The organism is Ligilactobacillus acidipiscis DSM 15836 (genome assembly GCF_001435755.1).
Classification (GTDB): domain Bacteria; phylum Bacillota; class Bacilli; order Lactobacillales; family Lactobacillaceae; genus Ligilactobacillus; species Ligilactobacillus acidipiscis.
The window spans coordinates 1-19,337 of sequence record NZ_AZFI01000024.1 but is presented as its reverse complement, the minus strand read 5'-3'; the positions used below and the strand labels follow the sequence as shown (position 1 = coordinate 19,337).

Below are 19,337 nucleotides of genomic sequence, written 5' to 3'. Positions count from 1 at the left end.
CTAAATGTTACAAACTAGCACCACACGTACTCTCACTTATTTAGGGAGAGATAGGTCTAATTATTTATTTGGTAAAAGAAAGTGCCTTACTGTCATGTTTCCGCTTAATTTCCATCTTGTCACAGCCAATTTTTGCGACAGAATTTCGTTTTGTCCATAAAAAAGGAGTGATATTGCATGAAGAACCTGAATCGTTTTGGGGCACTGATAGTCTCAGTTGGAGCTGGAATACTGATCGGTACGGGCTTAAATTTTCATAATAGCAATACAACAGTTCACGCTGACCAGACCTTATTTTCGACTTCTTTTGAAACTGATGAGAACCAAACTTTTCCTGAAAATGACCTAAATTCCAGACTGGGGTCCAGTAACCTCAGCAACACTTTTGCGCCTGAAATTGATGGTGATCTGACCAACCAGGTCGATCAAGACTCGATCAAGGGCAGCAAAGACTTTAATGATTCTGAAACCAAGCAAAATCTTTTTGACTCTGATTTAAGTACTAAGTTTTTATCTAATGAAGATCAAGGCAAAGGCATTTGGGTCAGCTTTTCTTTAGAAAAGGCACAAAAGATCGGTGTTTATGCACTTGGATCCGCTAACGATGAATCTAGCCGTGACCCCAAAAATTGGCAGCTTTACGGTAGCACAGACGGTCAGAAATGGGAGAGCATCGATCGACAAACCGACCAGAAATTTAGCGGCCGCAAGCAATGGAAAAAGTATCAAGTCCAAGCTAAAAAAGCTTATAAGTACTACAAATTCCAAGTCGATGAAAACAATGGTGCTGACATGACCCAACTTTCTGAATTGAAAATTGGGACAGGCAATAAAGATGATAACCCGGGTCCTAGCCCAATGATGTCGTCAACTCTTAGCACTGGTCCAAAAGATGCGATCAATCAACAAAATAACATGGGCTGGACTGGAAAAAAAGCTCTTGAATTCAAGGGCAGTGTGGCTAAAAATGGTCATGCCTATTCCCATAACAACCTGATCAACGATCTCAACATTAAGGTCAATAGAAATACAAATCTCCAATATAAGATTTTTCCTTCCAACGGACAGCATGACTATGATAATAACTATGATTATGAATTTACCCCCATGTATGCTTCCATCAACTTGGAATTTAGCGATGGAACTTACCTTAGTCAGCTAAAACCGTTAAGCACTGATAATTTTGCAGTTACCCCTCAAGAGCAAGAAAGCTCTCGTTCACTGTACTACAACCAGTGGAATCAGATCACGACTAATATCGGATCAGTTGCCGCAGGGAAAACTATCAAACGTGTCATGATCAGTTTTGACGATCAAAATGCCAAAGCCGGCAAAACGTTTGATGATTTTATCGACGATGTTAAGCTCTCTAATGGCAGCACAGGGACAACCAGCGCCGCCAATAAGACGGACTATGTCAATACATTACGCGGCACAAACGCTACAGGCGATTTCTCACGCGGTTTGAATATTCCGGCAACCACCGTGCCAAATGGTTTTAATTTTTGGACACCTGCCACGAACTATAATAGTAACCTAGTTTACGAATATCAAAATAATGGTGACAGAAAATTCCAATACATGACCGTCAGTCACTAACCATCGATCTGGGTCGGTGACCGTGGTACCTGGCAATTTATGGTCAATACTTCCATTGACAGCTCCAAAGTCTCAAGTGGAAGCGACATTGACCATACTAAATATGCTTCCGATTTCAGTCACGAAAATGAAACGGCTAAACCGCAGCTCTACTCGATCGCTTTTCCTGACAAATCAAATGCTGCTGGAGCTAAGATGAGCTTGACACCAAGTATGCACGGTGCGATCACCCGTTTCCAATTTGACAATAATGCCAAAAACAAAAACGTTGTTTTCGATTCTTCACGTGCAGACGGCAACCTGGAATTTGATGCCACGAACAACTCATTTTCCGCCATTACCAAAGACGGTAATAATGGGATGCACCAGATGTATGTCTATGGAACTTTTGACAAACCTTACCAAGTAAGCAAGGTCGAAAATTCCAAACAAGGGATCGTTTCCTTCAAAGATAACGATGTTTCCATGAAAGTTGCCACATCATTTGTCAGCGCTAAACAGGCTCAAAAGAATTACGAGCTCGAGCTAGCCAACCAAAACTTTAACAGTTTACAACAACAAACGACCTCTGAGTGGGAAAAAATCATGAATAAGGTTCAAGTTAAGGGTGCTACTCACAATCAGTTAGTCACACTTTATTCAAATATGTATCGCTTATACATGTATCCTAACTTCTATGGTGAAAACCAGGGGACAAACGCCCGCCCAGACTGGGTCCATAGTGATCCATACAGCGGCTCTATGGAAAAACCTGTTGCTAAAAGCGGTAAAATGTACTTTAACAATGGTTTCTGGGATACCTACCGAACAGCATGGCCGGCCTATTCCATCCTCTCACCTGATAAAGAAACAGATTATCTGAATGGCTTAGTTCAACACTATCGTAACCAAGGATGGGTCCCACGTTGGATCGCACCAGGCGGAACAAATAGTATGGTCGGGACTAGCTCAGATATAATCTTCGCAGATGCCATGATGAAAAATATTCCATTCGCACACAAGGATGCTTATGAATCAGCCATCAAAAATGCGTCAGTCCAATCTGAAAACTTAACTAACGGTGGACGCAAAGCTCTCAATCAGTCTAACTTCCTGGGTTATGTTCCTTCAGAAAGTGATAACTTCGGTTTATCATGGTTCATGGAGGGTTATATCAATGACTGGGGCTTATATCAGATGTCTAAAAAACAGCATAAATTAGCTGAAGCAAAATATTACAAGAACCGCGCTTTAACCTATGCAAAGATGTTTGACGGTAACGGACAGCAAGCCGCCGACAAATGGTTTAAGGGCAAAAAACAAGATGGTTCCTGGACTACAGATCCGCAGAATTTTGACCCAACATCGTGGAGTCGCGACTACACCGAAACAGATGCTTACAATATGGCAGTTTCAGTACCGCAAGACGGAAATGGACTAGCTAATCTGTATGGTGGTCCAGCAGGGTTAACACAAAAGATCGACCAGATCGTGAATACTCCTGGCGATTTTACAACTGAGGGCGGTGTGATCCATGAAATGCGCGAACAAAGAGAAGTTAAACTGGGACAATATGGGCACAGTAACCAGCCCGCCCATGATATTTTGTATATGTATGCTTTCTCCAGCCAGCCATGGAAAACACAGAAATACACGCGTGATATTTTGAAACGTCTCTATGTTGGCTCTGACTTCGGCCAGGGATATGTCGGTAATGAAGATAATGGCGAACAATCTGCCTGGTATATCCTTTCAGCACTTGGCATCTACCCACAAAACCTGGCTTCTAACCAGTTTGTTCTAGGTTCACCACTCTTTAAAGAAGCTAAAGTTCAACTGCCTCATGGTCGTTCACTGACTGTTAAAGCACCAAACAATAGTGATAAGAATGTTTATGTAAACAGTGTTTACTTGAACGGTCGGCGGATCGACAAAACGTACTTGGATTATAAGCAGATCATGCGTGGCGGTGTCTTACGCTTCAACATGTCTTCTCGGCCAAGTACGCGGCGTGGGACACAGCAGTGGCAAAAACCTGCATCTTTGACACAAGGTCGTAAAGCTCCGCAAGTCAAGACTGATGCATTTGATAAAGGGCAAGTCGTTGGCAGCGACCAAGATTACAAGAAGCTTGTAGATAATGATAGTAATACTGTTACTACAGTCAAAAATAACAGTACCCTTGATGTCAAGCTTGACCGGGCTCGCAGGATCGATATGCTGACCTTGTCTAACAGCACGAAAGATACCAAGTTCAAGAACGTCAAGATCTATGGTTCTCGTGACGGCAAACACTGGCGTCCAGTAGATCAGGTCAGAAACGTCAAGTTCACGTATGACAAATCAACCAAACCATACCTGATCAGAAAAACATTTGTTCCATATCAACACTATCGTCTTAAATTCGAAGGCGGCAGCGGTCAATTAGGTGAAGTTGAATTGTTAGGAAACATGGACTAACATTGTTGACCGCAGTCAAAGAAATAGCCTGAGAGCTCCGAAGTTGGAGTTTTCAGGCTATTTTCTTATACTCTGGATCCTATAGCTCAATTTTTAACGATAACAGATCGTAAGGCTTGATCTCTGTTTGCTTGATCGGTTCTTCCAATGCGGTAACTGCCTGCGCTTTTTCCAATAAGTCTGCGGGCAGTTTTTGAGACACGGAGCTTAGGTTTTGCAAACGTAAAATATAGGCTCCTTGACTTGAATAAGCTGGATATAATGCCGAAACATCAAGTTCTGGCGGCAACTTCAGCATTGCCAGTTTTTCTGGTATATGCGGCTCATTTTCTGTTTGCCAGATCTTGTTATCCAAACGATTGATAAAGACATTCAAAGATTGATTTTGATATGACACGCTGGGTGCTAGCCATTCGCGGGTCAGTCTGTTATTAGTTGCAGCTGTAAATTTTTCGTTGCTGAATTTAAAAGCAAAATCAAATTCATTGAATCCACGTTCTTGCGCAAGTGGTGTCGGCATCATAATGTGTCCTTGGCTCGTGGTGTCTCCTGAGGCCCTGCCTGGGCGCCATGCCAAGTTTGGTTTGCCCAACTGACCTGTCGTGGCCATTAAGGTAACTAACAACCGCTGGTCACGATATTCGTATTCCTTTTGTACAGCTCCCCAAAAAGTAAAATGCTGCTGTTCCGTCATCAAGGTCAGGCTTTTATCAAAGTTGTATAAGTTAACCGGTCTTTCGACAAATTTATCAGCCCAGTCTGCGGGCAGCGGCTCATTTCTAGTCCTCACATAACCGGCTTGGATCTGGGCATTGACCTCGTCTGTCTCGATCTGTGGTGCGAAGCAGAGCCGTAAGCGATGAGAGTTAACTTCATTGTCCACTTTCAAGTGAGCATTGATCTGCCCGTTCTCATTAAAACTAAGCTTAATACTATACGTTAATACTCCTAGTTTCGGACAGGTTTTAGCATAATCATCCAAGTTTGCCGGTAAGCTGGCGGAACCACGAACTAACAATGCATCTTCTTGTGGACTTGAAACCACCGTGCCCATGTTAAGCGGTAAGCGTTGTTCTTGAATTCCATTGAATGGCGAGGAATCATAAGTGTCGCCATCGTTTGGGGCATCTACCAAGGAAAGAATGTTTTTGATCCTGTGCTGATTGACTATCAGATCTATGCGACCTTCAACAAATTCAAGCCGTTGCTGCCCTTTTTCGATCTTGCCATAAGAGCCGAATTGCCCTTTTTTTGTCTGAACCATTTCAGTATCAGCTTGCTGGATCCGTAAAACAACATACCCCAGAGCGGGTAACTTCACATGACCAGTGATCTCTAATTCATAGTACTCTGGCTCATTTGTGTATTCTTGTCCTCTAGAAGTCATCATCAAAATATGCTGCCGTGCAGAATATTTCTTGGCTGCCGTGATGACCGGATCTTTCATGCCAGAAAGCGCGATTTTTTTGGAAGAAGCAACTATCTTGACCGTCTTATCCCCATTAAATTCGTATGGTTCTGTGTTAAATACGAGAACTTGATCAGACTGCAATTGCAAATACTGAGCAATTTTCTTTTTGACAATGTTTTCGATCCCATCTGCGAGCTCATTAGCTTCCTTAAAGCGGTGCAAAATATCTGTGGCAACATTATCCGACACACTGCCGCCTAAAGTATCATGAGCCTGACATTCTAACAACTTCTTCCACAATTTAAGCAACAGGCCATTGCCGATCTGTACTCCGACTTTAGCACCGATCACACAGAGCGGTTCAACTCTCTTTAAGATTTTTTGTTCCAACTGAAAATTTTCCCGTTTGATCTGACTTCTAACAGAACCGATCGAGCGATGAACACGTGCATAAGTTGGCAGCCGTAATTCACCTTGATATTTTGGTAATTGTTCCTTCTTTTTCCTGATAATATCAACAAACTCCGGATAGGTACTGATTTCTGTTTGATATTTACTTTGCTTATTTAACTCAGCCACTGTCTGCTTGATGTTTTTAATGATGTTCATCTGATCAATTCCTGATGGCATTAAGACATCTTCATGATTGCCATGCTCAGATTCAAACTTAACAGCTGGATCATAACGAACTTTGGCGAATTCAGCGAGATTTTGCTTAGTTTCTGGAGTAATTTGCCCGGTAAAATAACCAAAAGGAAAATCAATTGCTAATACTTCCTGCTCATTTAAACCACGCCACCGAAAATAAACTGAATTTGTCTGCTGGCTAAAATTAGTTCCCCGCCAAAAGAGGAAGTTGTCGATCCCAACTTGTTGCAAAAGAGTCGGCATTTGCGCATTAAAACCAAAAGTATCAGGTAAATATCCGACTTTCATCGGCTCTCCATAATTTTGCTGCATATCTTTCATCCCGATCACTAAATTGCGAATGATCGATTCTAGGTCAGGAATCAACGCATCGGTTTGTGTATACCACGGACCGACGAACAAACGTCCTTCACCGACCAGCTTGCGGATCCGTTCCTTGGCTTCTGGATGTATTTCAACACATTCATCCACCACTGACACTTGACCATCCAGACAAAAGTTAGCATCGCTGTTTTTTTCCAATTCATCCAAAACTTCGGTAAATAACTGTTCACTTAAAACCTGTGCGTCCATCGTTGTAAAGTACCATTCACGATCCCAATGGGTATGATTAACTAAATGTGCCTTAACCATGCACTATTCCCCTTTCTTACTTGCCGCCTTTAACAACAGAAAAGCATCACTGAATTGTTCAACAATGCTTTTTCGTCTATCAAATTCACTTATTCAAATTTAAAATCAATATCATCTTCATCATCGGCGTTATCCTCTTCAGTATTAGTAACTGTAAAGTCAACTGCCAATGGTGCTAAGACACCAATGATCAAAGCACAAACTGCTAGGCCGATCAGATATGCCCACCCATTATGCAGAGTAACGAAGCCATAAATACCGCCGACAGGAGGAATATTAGCTTTGGCCCCTAGCAAAACAGTTGTTGCCGAGCCCGCAGCTCCGGCTAACATATTGATCGGGATCAACTTCAAAGGACTCATCAAAGTAAATGGGATCGCACCTTCTGTGATACCAACAAATCCCATGAACCAATCACTCCGACCCGCATCCAATAGTTCAGAAGAAAATCTCTTTTTGAATAACAAAATAGCAACGGCATAGCCCAAAGGAATACCAGCAATTGCGACGTTGGCCATCATAGCTGGAGTATAAATTTTTTCTGCAAGTAAAATATTACCTGTCATCCAGGCAGCTTTATTGACTGGTCCACCTAAATCAGAATCGATCATACCGCCGATGATCAGTGCCAAAACAACAGAACTGACCCCGCTGTTGACCATTCCTTTGACCCAAGCTACCAGTGAGCTATTGATCCAAGCTAGTGGATCTTTCAAAATGACTCCCATTAAAATGGCGATCACCATAGTCGAGATCAGAGGTACGACAACTAAAGGCATAATTGTTTCGAATTTTTCACCAACATGAATGTGGTTTTGGCACCAGCGTGCTGTATAACCAGCAGCGAATCCGGCAACCAAAGCTCCCAAGAAGCCCATATTGGAATCTGTCGCAAAAGCACCACCGATAAAGCCCGCAGCTAAACCTGGTTTATCACCGATCGCATAGGCAATATAACCAGCTAAGACCAAGTTGACTAAGCCGATCCCAGTCCAACCGATCTGTGCGATTTCATTCATCAAATGCCAAATGCCGGTTTTGTATAAACCTAGATTAGTAACGCCAAAACACAACGCGATAATGGTAGGAACAGCAACGACCAGTGAACCGCCGATCACAACAGGCACATGTATGAGATACCTGACATGAGGTATCCCTTCCAATCATTTAATAATTTCTTCATGAAGCACAGCCTCCTTTAGTTTGACTTTTGTCTCTGCGCGACAGCTTTAGCAGCTTTTTTTATAACTGCTTTAGGTTTTTCGATACAGGTGTCGATCGAAACCCTTAATTTGGGAATTTTTTCAAAGCGGTCCAGTTTTTCTATTTTCTGATCAGAACCGATCAGCAAAAATTTAGCACTGTCTGCCTCTTCTTGAGTGATCTCATTTTTTAAACCCATTGCTCCTTGTTGTTCGACTTTAGCTTCTAAACCTAATTCACTTGCAGCTTTTTCAAGTGCCTTCGCTGCCATCGGTGTATGTGCCAAGCCAGCGGGACACGAAGTAATTGCGACAAAATCCATAATAAAAACTTCCTTTCCAATTTACCTAGAGTTATCGTTTTGATTCAAAAAGTCATAAACTTCATCCACTGACGAACAAGCTGCTAATTTTTTTCTCTGCTCTTCATCGACTAGTTCGCCTGAAAGGTCTGCTAAAGTTTGCAGGTGTTCTTGCTCACCATCTTTGGGAACTAACATCGTGATCACCTGCTTGACCTGACTATTGTCGATCGTTTGCCAGTCAGTCACGCCTTCTTTGATCCGAATAAATAAAATTGCTGGTACCTTGATGTCAGCGCTGATCGCATGTGGGATCGCGATCCCATCTAACAACCCGGTTGAAGACTGCTCTTCGCGTTCGGCTAAAGACCGGCCAACAGCAACCTGATTTTCCGCTAATCCAAGCTTGAATGACTCTTTTGATATAAAGTGAAACACTTCCTCTCTGGTGTGCAGATCCACATCTAAATAAATATATTTTTTTTGCAAGAGTTCTCTCATTCTGCCATCCCCTATTTTCGTGTACATTTGTAACAAAGCTGCTTGTTTACACATCTAATTCACTATTCTCTAAAAGTGTAATAATTGCCTCACTTGAAGAAGCATGGACCAACTGGTCGATGATCTCTTGGTTTTTGATCAAACTATAAAAGTAGGCATAAATATCATCCATTTGACTCTCTAACTGCTGATTAAATGCAATAAAGAACACTAAATTCACTTGACCATCATGATTCCACTTAACTCCTGCCTGGGAAGTTAAGATCCCCAAAGTTGGCTTTAAAACGTGCTCGATCCCACCATGCGGAATAGCTATTTTACCCAACTTAGTTGTTGCCAGTTTTTCTCTTTCCAAAGCAGAGTCAGCCATTTTCTGATCCACATAACCGTGTTGGTATAAGCGCTTTGTTAGCTTCTGAATTACAGCATTCTTGTCAGTTAGCTCTGAATCGGCAATAATACATTCCGGCCGCAGTAATTCCATAAATTCAGCATGAATATATTCTCGTTTTCTGACCTCATCACAAACTTTCTTTAACAATTCCACTTCAGTCTCATTTAAAAATGGACTAACTTGCAGGACACGTGTTTTAGCCATTTTTAACGGGACCGTCGATAGCACGATATCTGTAACGGGTGCCTTTTCCATAAAATCACTGACTGACATCGTACCTACTATGGTAACATCCTTGACACTTTCTATGACTCGCTGTCGCAAGAGCTGTGCCGTTCCATAACCCGAACTGCAAACTATCACGAGTGTGACCTCGTTTGCTTGGTGCGGATGACGTTTATTAAAAAGCTCCAAGTGCAAAGCCATGTAGGCGATTTCATTTTCTGGCAAAACAACTTTAAAATGTTGTTGGATCGCTAGCGTCAAGTCAAGCGCCTGGTCAAAAGCAGTCGGAAATTTTTCCTTTATTTCACTGGCATACAGATTTTTAACAGCGAAGCCCATCTTTCCACGTTTAAGTGCGGGCACTAGATGGGTGGCCAGGTTACGCAAAAGCTCATCGTCATATGCTGACAAATTTTGCTTCAACCATAAGGTCAACTCGCCCACTACTTGCAAATTACTGAATGAATCAAAATTATCGTTAAAAACCGCTACATAAAGTTCTAAATATTTAGCTTCTGCGAGTGGAATAGTAAACTTAAACTTTTGTTCCAGTAAAGTGATCAAGTACTGAGTTGCCGGCGAAATAGTCAAATCAAAGATCTCTTTTTGGTCAATGTATTTTTTCTCACTGATCCTTTTCATTGATATTGCAATGTGCACCAGTAAGGGCTCATATTGATATTCATTAGCACGAATATTATACTTTTGACTAAATTCCACCAAGACGTTTTGAACCACAGAAAGGATCTGCGGATCAACATATTCCCTTAAAAAATCAGGAATCTGAAAATCTTGAACCAAATGCCCCGTTTTTTTATTTTCGGTCAAACTTTGATTCCAGTTTTCTTGAGTCAACTTACTTAAAATCTGTCTGACCTCAAGCTCATCATTATTCAAAGAAATACCTTGCTGGGTCTTTTTCAACTGCACTCCAAAGTGTTCTTTAAGATAATTTAGATCCCGTTCTAAAGTACTCCGACTGACAAAAAAATGTTGTGCTAGATCATCTAATAAGCTCGGCTGCTTTAACTCAAGTAAAAATGACAACAGATCTATCCGGCGTGAATCATCGCTTTGTTCGGCAGCATCACAACCTGGCAGACTGCTTCTTAAACGGTCCAAAGAACCCGTCAGGTAAATGACTGCTCCTCTCTTGCGAACCAAAGTTACATCATATTCGGCAATCATTTTTTCCACTCGATCAAGGTATTTAGAAATTGTTTTACGAGAAAGGTTGGTATACTCCATTAAATCTACATAGTGCACTACTGACTTAGAAAGAAGATACTTAGTTATTTTGATAGTTAAATTAGTCGACGAATTATCTGTATTCAAAATACTCATCCTTTCAAGTTAATTTCAAAGTAAGCGTATTCAAAAGTTAATGTCAACCTAGTACACTTGTAGTTAGTGTACTTCTTTTTTACTATTATTCATGATATTACTTATGGTGAACAAAAGTTTTAGTGATTGCTGATTTTTGTAACCGTTTTCTATTGTGATTTAAGGAAGGAGTCACACAAAATGAAGAAGTATTTAAAACCAGTACTTGTTTTTAGTCTCTTCACTTTAGCTTTCTTACTACCGTCTCTTACTGCTCACGCTGCAAGAACACAAGGACTTCCAAATATTAAGTCAACTTATGCAGAAAAATCATATAATAGTTTTCTGAGATCTTATTGGGATCCTAAAAAGGGCTATTTTTACATGCAAAGTGATCATAATATCGACCCCACTCACCAAGTTGGCCCGGAAAACGGGCGTTATAGCGACTATTGGTGGGAAGCCCAGTCTTTTGACCTGGTACTTGACCACTATCAACGCACCCGTTCGCCGCGAGATCACAAGATCATCGAACAAGCTTATTATGGCTTTTTAAAGGCTTATCCGAACTATCTTCAAAATGATTACAATGATGATATTGGCTGGTGGGCGAATTACTTGGCAAGAGCCTACCAGTTGACTGGGGAAAAAAATTCTTGGTAACTTCACAAAAAATGTTTAACTTTATTCTCGGTTATGAAGATTCAAATTTTGGTGGCGGTATTTGGTGGAAAAACACCGAGACCGGTCCCAATGCCGACAATGAGAAAAACGTCGCCACAAATGGGACAGCGGCAATGACAGCCACCCGACTTTATCGGATCACCGGACAAAGACATTACTTAAATACAGCCACACGTCTATTCAGCTTCTTGAAAGACAATTATTACCATAACGGACGGATAGTGGATCGAATCCGTAACGGTCAGCTGATCTTTCAAGATTGGATTTATGACTATGGACAATTTGCGAATGCCTCTTTTCAGCTCTATCGCCTGACGGGTAAAAGAGAATACTACCTGCTAGCAGATAAGACCTATGACTATTCGATCAAAAATGTCGCACAAGATGGCATTTTGCCAGCTGAAGGCAACTACGATGCCGGCGGCTTTAAAGGCATTTACGTCAGAGGTTTGGCTGAATTTGCGCAGAAAACTCATTCATTCAAATATTCACGTTTCTTGCAAAATAACGCCTATCATGTTGTCATGAATCAAAACTCTCAGGGACTAGCGGCAATGACTGGACCACCAAAACACCGGAAACAGCTATTCAAAGTCACAGTGCGGCATCAGGCGTGATTTTATTGCAATATGCTTATCCGCTCGCTCATTAAGCAAATGAAACAAAATATAGCAACCACCAACTTTTGTATCATTCTTTTATTGCCCGCAGCTTATTTTTGCGGATAATAAAATTAGCGTTAATAGATATCATCATTAACGCTAATACATAATTGTTATTATTGAGACGGCTTACCAGTCTCAATCTTTCTCTGCTGGTTTCCCCGGCTTCTTAGCAGCTGCGATCAAACTATCATTGATCACCTTAGCATATAGACGATCTCCAGCTGCACGACCTGCAAAATGAACACCATCAGTCCCATTGAACACTTCTGGGTGCTGTGGCGCGATCTTACCCCAATCAGCGATCGTGATCCACTTATACTTAGTGGGCAAAGTTCTTTCAAACTCACCCAACTTGGTCGAGTTCCAAGAAGCAGTCGCTGTTTTGTCATAAGGTGTCATAAAAACTAATTTATGTCCTGGTTTCAAGTCAGCAATGATTTTTTTAGCCTGTTCTTCATAATCATTCAGTGAGTTAGTTCCCACACAGACCACAACAAATTCTCGCAAAGTATTATTTTTTTGCTGTTCCATCATGACACCATGTGCCTGATCTAACTTGCGGTCACCTTCAGCATCGACCTGAGCATCAGCAACATGCGGCTCTAGGTAACGTCGTGTTCCCAAGGTCACACTATCACCAATAATGGACACTCCTGGCGGAAGTTTAAACTTCTCGGCGGTACTTTGCTTATTATACTTGCGATAATCATTTGTATCTGTCTTTTGTTCAGCTTCATCTTTCTTTTTTGTCTTAGGTGAAGCAACTTGGGCCATCACTGTATCCTGTGCAGCTTTGACTCCATCTGCATCCTGATAGATCCCGCCAATCCACAAGTTTCTTTCTAGCTTAGACATCTGCGGTGCTTTATTTTCAGTAAATCCTGTGGCCACTAACAAGCCCGCGATCAGGGCTGTCAGCGGGAGAGTGATCGCCTTGCCGGAAACTCGATAGCCAAACAAATGGCCCTTACGACCAGCAACAAGCGGTTCAACTAAATAATACGAAAAAGCCGCAAATAAAAAGCTTAACACTATGGTCCAGACAGCTGCCCAGCCGTTTGACATTTTATGCGAAAAAATCACATACAAAGGCCAGTGATACAAATAAACGCTATATGAACAATCGGCAAGAAATCCAAAAAGCCACGGTTCACTGACATTAGGAGTCTTTTCATGTAAGATCCGTGCCCCGCAGATCATGGCAGCTGCCAATAGCACAGCTAACACCATCCCGTATGGATAAGTAAAGGATGCACTAAAGTCAAGTTTGAAAGTAATAACTAACAGACCGACAAAAGCGGCCGCCATCAATAAAATAGCTCGCGGCGCGGTCCATTTTTCAGCGATATGTTTTTCAAATGAATGTGGCAAAGTTGAGACTCCAGTGACGGTACTTAAAACCGCCCCAATAAAGAAGGGGAAACAATGAGTCAAACTAGAAAAATAAACAGGTGAGAAATCCTTTAAACCTTCCCCGCCGATCTTCATTCCAACAATACTGGCTAATGCAAAGATAGCTGAGATCAAGAAAATAATACTTCGAAAAGTTTTTAACTGCTGGTGGCGACCACCAGGGATAAAGTGAATGGCTTTAGAAAAAAGATAGACCAAAAAGCCCCAGATAATATAAAAATGCATTTCGACTGCTAATGACCAGGTATGCACAAATAAATGCGGAATAAAGTTATTTTCATAGCTGCCGCCAGTGGCGATCTCAAAATAATTGGTGACAAAACCAAATGCAGCCGCGATTTGTTTGCCGATCCCCGTAATAAAATCAGTTCCGACTAGATAAGTAAACGGCATAACTATCAAAACTGATAAGATCAACGGCGGAACGATCCGATAAAATCTCCGTTGATAAAAACTGCCGAGCTTAAAAGAACCGTTCGCAGCAAATTCATCGAACATCAGTGATGTGATCAAGAAACCTGAAAATGCAAAGAACACATCGACCCCAACGAATCCGCCTGGATAAGTATTCTGGAAAAAGTGATATCCAAGTACCAAAAATAGTCCAGTGATCCGAACGAGGCTAAACCATTTAATTTTTAGTCTTTTTGGCTTGCTTGAAATTTCCATTAGCAAATTCTCCTTGATAAACTTTGTCCTTAGCTGTTGTCAACTTCCCCCGGCCTGTGACTTGTCCCTTGGAAAAATGACCCTCAAATTTCCAACCGGAGTTTGAAATGAAAGTTCCTTGGCCATCAAAGCGTCCATCTTTAAAACGCCCATGATAACGATCACCTTTTTTTAGCTTCAATGTACCTTGACCATTAAATTTATTTTTAAATACTTGTCCGTCATAAACAATTCGGTCTTGATCAAGAGTGTAATGCTCATCTTTTTGTTGAGCCGGCCGTAAAGCTGCCCACGCAAAAAATATCAAGATGATAACCGTCAATATTTCGGCTGTAATTCTAATTCGCTGATACTGCATGATTATCTCCTCCTCGTAATTCCTGTGAAGGCGCTGATGTTATCTGCTTTTATCATAACAAACTAGTGTATATTTGCATAACAAAAACCGCTTTTTTCAACTTTCAAATTCTTCATTTTTAATAAATGAAAATTTAAATATTAGCGGTTTTGCCTATTAGTTGGGCCTTCGTAACACTTAAGCTTCATGAGGTTCTTCTAACATATTTTTTAGTTTTAATTTTTTAAGTTCCTTGACTTCACGCAAACCAGCATGGATCAAAACAAAGATAGCGACCCAGCCGCTGATGATCAACAATACTAATTTAACGTCAGTAAAGGGTGTCTTCAGATCCCATAAAGCATGTAACAGCACAGACAAGAGATAGAAATTAATAAAATGGCGGTCAGTAAAATGTGCTTTAGTCAACTTATGATTTTTTTTGACCATGACCAGTGCAGCTCCAATGATCGCACTCCAGATCGTGTGACTACCCAAGGATCCAAAAGAACGGACCAACAATACTGCGATCCCGTAATTTTGTGCGTAACCTGCATTTTCAAAGACGGCAAATCCCGCGCCGATCGCAGCACCGATCAACATTCCATTAAAAATATGAGAGACATTAGCCTTATAAACGAAATAGCTAATGATCACTAACTTTCCGGTCTCCTCAACTAGTCCGATCAAAAGCGAACCCAAAAGCGAAAAATTTCCACTGCCGGTGAGTGAATAAATAAAGACTGTCATCAATAATGAAAAGGCTCCGCCAATGAAGAAGATTTTCATCACCTGATAAATACTAATGTTTTTAAAGACATTGATCTCAAAAAAGAAGATCAATAAAGAAAATGGCACAGATAGCGCACCCATAAATAGCAGACCTGGATAAGCGTTACTATTTTGGAAAATCATCAAAACTGCCAGTAAGATCAAAAGTAAAGATGACAGGTACAAGAACACCCGCGAAAATAACCACGGCCTGACTTCTTTATCAGCAACTTCATTTAAAGTTGGAGTCGTTTCTTTAGTACCTGCGATAAAGATCCGATCTGTTTCATCTTGCGTATGCTTTTTAAAAACCTGGTTAAAAATCGACTTAAAATTGATCTCAACGCTCTTATCTTCACCAGTCCAGCTATTCATTTCCCTGGTGGCATTATCTAAAATATTTCCCGTCCGTGAACCCTTTGTTTGCTTATCTTGCTTAATTAACGACTGTCCACATTCTAAACAAAACTTATTAGTTGCAGCGTTTTTAGTACCGCAATTAGTACAATATGTATACTTTTCAGCATCTTCTGCCATCTTAATTCCCCCAATATTTCAAAACAAGGTGGAGTGAACCGACTAAAAGTCGAGCACTATCGGACTTTGACAAGAAGTCGTGTCCTTTGCGACTTGTTGGCGAAGTTAGATAGACACAGACTTTTGGTTCACGCAACCCGCGTAAATTCACAGGGCGAAGGCAAGCGAGAAGAAGCGAGTATATCGGACTTAAACAGTGGAGTGCGCTTTTTGCACTGTGCTGTTTAAGTTGGATAAACGGAACTTCTTGCTTGCCGTAGCCCGACTAAAATTCACTTCATAAGTAATTAACATTATAACTTATCTTTTGTATTAAACAAATATTATGATTGTGTTTAAAAAGCCATGTTCACTAAGCTTTCGTGAACATGACTTATATCTTAAGCTATTTGTTTTCTGCAACTTTCTTTGCTAAATACTGACTTAAAGCAGCTTTAGATTTGTAACCAGTGATTTTTTCCCTCGCCACTCCGTCCTTAAATAAAATCAGCGTCGGAATACTCATAACATTGAATTGAACTGCCAAGTCTTGCTGATCTTCAACATCCAGCGATGCAAAACTGACCTGTCCGTCAAAGTCTTCTTCCAATTCCTCAAAAACGGGTTCAAACATATGACATGGTCCACACCAATCCGCCCAAAAATCAACCAAGGTCAACCCGTTTGCTGTTTCAGCCGCAAAATTTTCAGCTGTAATTTCTACCGCCATTAAACTACCTACTCTTCATTAAAAATAAATTTATCGATCACTTCAGCGATCGGGTCGTGGTTGTTGTCCGCTTGGGTAACATAATTAGCTGCAGCCTGAACGAAATCTCGTCCATTAGCGACGCTGACTCCTAAGCCTGCATCCTTGATCATTGGAAGGTCATTGCTATTATCACCGATCGCTATCACTTCACTGGGTTTGATCCCTAGTTTTTTCGCCAAAGCCATGGTGCCTTGACCCTTATCCGCGGTTGGATCGTTGAATTCAATATAGCGATCTGAAGAAAAACTGATATTCAGCGCAAATTCAACATGTTCATTAACATAATCTTGCATGGATAAACGTTTTGCTTCTTCTTCGATATTAAAGATGATCTTGGTGATCGGCGTATCCTGTAAGAATTTAATATTATTTTCACGCATCAAGTGCCAACCAGTTACCCGGCCATCCAGATAATTTTCTTCGTTTTTGTTCATATTCCAGATATATAATTGATCCACAGTATAAACGTGAATACAAGCGTTTTCGTTCATGCCGATTTGGAAAAGTTGATCGACTATTTCATGTGGCAAAGCGTTGACTTGCAGGACTTGATTCTCTTTGTTCTCCACGATCGCAGCCCCATTATAAGAAATCACATATTGATCAGGCTTTTGACTTAAACCCAGTTCGATCAAATTATCTTGAATACTCGTAAAACTGCGTCCAGTGTTAGGCACAAAATGAACTCCAGCGGCAGTCGCCCGCTTGACCGCCTCAATTGTCTTCGGCGTAATTTTTTTGTTGTCATTTAATAAAGTTTCGTCCATATCACTCGTAATTAGTTTATACATTGAATATCCAACTTTCTTTAATTAATTAGTGGACCATCTAATAAGCCTTCATAAAATAATGCTTACATTTATAAATCTATCGTACTTTCTCTTACATTTCAAGTTTAGCATTTGTAGCCCTTTTCACTAAAAAGCGAACACATTTTGATAATCAAGAAAAAAGAGCATTCAACCAACTCCGGTCTAAATGCTCTTTCGTTTTACTTTCCAGCCTTATTGTTTTTGATTCGGTTCACTATTATAGCTCCTAAAATAGAGAGAAGCACTATTGCACCAAAGACAACTGCTGGGATCTCGATATCAATTGCGGGAATCGTTAGGAAGAGTTTGACCGCGATCAGTGCGATCAAACCATAAGCAACAACTTCAAGTTCTGGGACGATTTCAAGTAAGCGCATGATGATCTCTGCCACACCACGCATCGCTAAAATTCCTACTAACCCACCGATCAAAACGATCACTGGATTAGGTGAAATTGCTAACGAAGCAAGGATCGAGTCGATCGAAAACACCACGTCCATCGCTTCTATCGAAATAACAACTGACCAAAACAAGGGCAAGATAGGCTTTCTCTTCTTTTTAGACGAGTGTTCTTTATGTGGATGAGCACGTCCCCAGAAATGCTTCACAGATAAATACATTAAATAAGCGGCGCCGATGACCTTGATCTCCCAGAAATTGATCAGATAACTACCTAATCCGATCAACAAAAATCTGAAAATATAAGCTCCCCAGATCCCGTAAAACAAGGACTTCTCTTGTTCTTTTTTCGTCGGTAATTTCTGAGTTTGCGCAGCCAATACGATAGCATTATCTACTGACAACAAACATTCGATCAAAATCAGTGACAAGATGATCATCCAGTCTTGTCCAGATGTTAATACGGTTTGCCAATTGTGTAAATCAAAAAAAGGACCATATAAATTTTTAATCAGTGACAATCAAGATTCCCTCTCTGTAGTTTATTTGTAAGGTACAACATTCTAACATATAACTTATTATCATAGACTATTTTCTGCCAGGCTTTGTTTATCTTTGACTTTAAAAGGAAATTTTCTTGGAAAGAAAAAGGACCTAATCACTGGGATACGGGGAACAACAATGGAAGACAGCCAAATGACAAACAAGCGATAGCAAATAATTACTACAATGGCAACTTCTATCTTCCCGCTCATTGTAACTACTTTGTTAAAAATTCTCGGCCCGATCAAAAAAGCATTTAAGTCAATCAAGTGGAAACATAACATAACCAATGAATCTTTACCATACTTTCGAAAGACAGGCCATTGATATTGGCTTCTCATTAATAAGCAGCATACTCTCATGATAAAATAACTGCCGCCGACTGCTCCAAGAGTAGCTAAAATTGGCGAATCTGCATACCCAATATTCATATAAAAGAAGCCCGACTTGACAGATAATACCCAGAACAACAATCCAGCCAAATCTAACAAAAGCTTACCTCTTTCAATCAAGCTAAGCTGGCGGACCATATAGCCAAAACAATAAAATGATTGGCTGATCAACGCTGCATCAAATGACCATGGTAATTGTATTTTTTTACTTAATAAGAATCCCAAAACCGTTAATGCCAAGCTGAAGATAAGCAATAAAGTTTTAGCGTGGACAAATTTTTTACTGAGTTTAAAGGCGGCATTAAACACTATGTTGCCAACAAACATCGCTGGTAAAAACCATATGGCTCCGATTGCTGACACCGTCACATTAATTTCTGGGATAAAAGAGTTTGTTCCTAAACCATATAAGGCACTCACTATGTATTGAACCACTCCGATCGGACTGATCCAGTTAGGTACAAAATTATGACCAACTAATTTAATGAGCCCAATTAAAGCTACAGTTGAAAAGTAAGGTAACAATAAGTTCCGACAAGCATTCTTAATTACATCGCTAAATCTTTTTTCCTTGAACAAGTATCCCGACAAGATGAAAAAAATCGGAACATTAACTGCAAACAACAACGCAGAAAAAAATGATCTTGAATACTAACGGCAGATTGCAAGAAATAACTTGAACGAATT

The 19,337-nt window shown here is 40.6% G+C and carries 15 protein-coding genes and 1 pseudogene; 4 read left to right on the top strand and 12 right to left on the bottom strand.

All coding sequences use genetic code 11. The features are described from left to right. Positions 1–177: 177 nt before the first annotated feature. Both FC65_RS12220 and FC65_RS12215 read left to right on the top strand, forming a co-directional pair. A complete protein-coding gene (locus tag FC65_RS12220) occupies positions 178–1,599 on the top strand; it encodes a discoidin domain-containing protein (protein ID WP_056971558.1) in 1,422 nt (473 codons plus the stop codon). Positions 1,600–1,605: 6 nt separating this feature from the next. After that, the gene (locus FC65_RS12215) at positions 1,606–4,038 is read left to right on the top strand and encodes a GH92 family glycosyl hydrolase (RefSeq protein ID WP_268872470.1); all 2,433 of its coding nucleotides are present in this window, start codon (positions 1,606–1,608) and stop codon (positions 4,036–4,038) included. Positions 4,039–4,117: 79 nt separating this feature from the next. Here FC65_RS12215 and FC65_RS03420 read toward each other — a convergent pair whose 3' ends face one another. The 5 genes and pseudogenes from FC65_RS03420 to FC65_RS03400 all read right to left on the bottom strand — a co-directional run bounded on the left by FC65_RS03420 (position 4,118) and on the right by FC65_RS03400 (position 10,689). After that, the gene (locus FC65_RS03420; RefSeq protein ID WP_056971556.1) at positions 4,118–6,730 is read right to left on the bottom strand and encodes a glycoside hydrolase family 38 N-terminal domain-containing protein; all 2,613 of its coding nucleotides are present in this window, start codon (positions 6,728–6,730) and stop codon (positions 4,118–4,120) included. An 89-nt stretch (positions 6,731–6,819) separates the two neighbouring features. Further along, positions 6,820–7,913 (bottom strand): annotated as a pseudogene (locus tag FC65_RS03415) (PTS fructose transporter subunit IIC). A 15-nt stretch (positions 7,914–7,928) separates the two neighbouring features. Continuing rightward, positions 7,929–8,255: a PTS fructose transporter subunit IIB gene (locus FC65_RS03410; protein ID WP_010498509.1), complete on the bottom strand. Its 327-nt coding sequence runs from the start codon at positions 8,253–8,255 to the stop codon at positions 7,929–7,931. Between the two features lie 21 nt (positions 8,256–8,276). Continuing rightward, entirely contained in the window at positions 8,277–8,735 is a 459-nt protein-coding gene (locus FC65_RS03405) for a PTS sugar transporter subunit IIA (RefSeq protein WP_056971555.1), read from the bottom strand. A gap of 46 nt (positions 8,736–8,781) precedes the next feature. Continuing rightward, positions 8,782–10,689, bottom strand: coding sequence for a BglG family transcription antiterminator (locus FC65_RS03400; protein ID WP_056971554.1), 1,908 nt, complete (start codon positions 10,687–10,689; stop codon positions 8,782–8,784). 189 nt (positions 10,690–10,878) lie between these two features. Here FC65_RS03400 and FC65_RS03395 point away from each other — a divergent pair, with 189 nt between their 5' ends. Then, positions 10,879–11,340 carry a hypothetical protein gene (locus tag FC65_RS03395; RefSeq protein ID WP_056971553.1) on the top strand — a complete coding sequence of 154 codons (462 nt, stop codon included), beginning with the start codon at positions 10,879–10,881 and terminating at the stop codon, positions 11,338–11,340. Further along, on the top strand, positions 11,334–11,978 hold the full coding sequence (locus FC65_RS03390) for a glycoside hydrolase family 76 protein (RefSeq protein WP_056971552.1): 645 nt from the start codon (positions 11,334–11,336) through the stop codon (positions 11,976–11,978). Before FC65_RS03395 ends, FC65_RS03390 begins: the two co-directional genes overlap by 7 nt. Before the next feature lie 183 nt (positions 11,979–12,161). On the opposite strand, the gene FC65_RS03385 is transcribed toward FC65_RS03390, so the two are convergent. From FC65_RS03385 to FC65_RS03355, 7 genes are all read right to left on the bottom strand, one after another. After that, positions 12,162–14,108: an acyltransferase family protein gene (locus FC65_RS03385; RefSeq protein WP_056971551.1), complete on the bottom strand. Its 1,947-nt coding sequence runs from the start codon at positions 14,106–14,108 to the stop codon at positions 12,162–12,164. Then, positions 14,071–14,466, bottom strand: coding sequence for an MORN repeat-containing protein (locus tag FC65_RS03380; protein WP_056971550.1), 396 nt, complete (start codon positions 14,464–14,466; stop codon positions 14,071–14,073). The genes FC65_RS03385 and FC65_RS03380 overlap by 38 nt, the downstream gene beginning before the upstream one ends. Positions 14,467–14,643: 177 nt before the next feature. Continuing rightward, positions 14,644–15,753 carry a PrsW family intramembrane metalloprotease gene (locus FC65_RS03375; RefSeq protein ID WP_082618980.1) on the bottom strand — a complete coding sequence of 370 codons (1,110 nt, stop codon included), beginning with the start codon at positions 15,751–15,753 and terminating at the stop codon, positions 14,644–14,646. Between the two features lie 385 nt (positions 15,754–16,138). After that, complete coding sequence (gene trxA, locus FC65_RS03370; RefSeq protein WP_056971549.1) at positions 16,139–16,462, bottom strand: thioredoxin; 324 nt, start codon at positions 16,460–16,462, stop codon at positions 16,139–16,141. A gap of 8 nt (positions 16,463–16,470) precedes the next feature. Then, positions 16,471–17,295 carry a Cof-type HAD-IIB family hydrolase gene (locus FC65_RS03365; protein ID WP_056971548.1) on the bottom strand — a complete coding sequence of 275 codons (825 nt, stop codon included), beginning with the start codon at positions 17,293–17,295 and terminating at the stop codon, positions 16,471–16,473. 200 nt (positions 17,296–17,495) lie between these two features. Next, positions 17,496–18,236, bottom strand: a complete 741-nt coding sequence (locus tag FC65_RS03360) for a TerC family protein (RefSeq protein WP_010498533.1) — start codon at positions 18,234–18,236, stop codon at positions 17,496–17,498. 60 nt (positions 18,237–18,296) lie between these two features. Then, a complete protein-coding gene (locus tag FC65_RS03355) occupies positions 18,297–19,274 on the bottom strand; it encodes an acyltransferase family protein (protein ID WP_268872469.1) in 978 nt (325 codons plus the stop codon). Positions 19,275–19,337 lie beyond the last annotated feature (63 nt).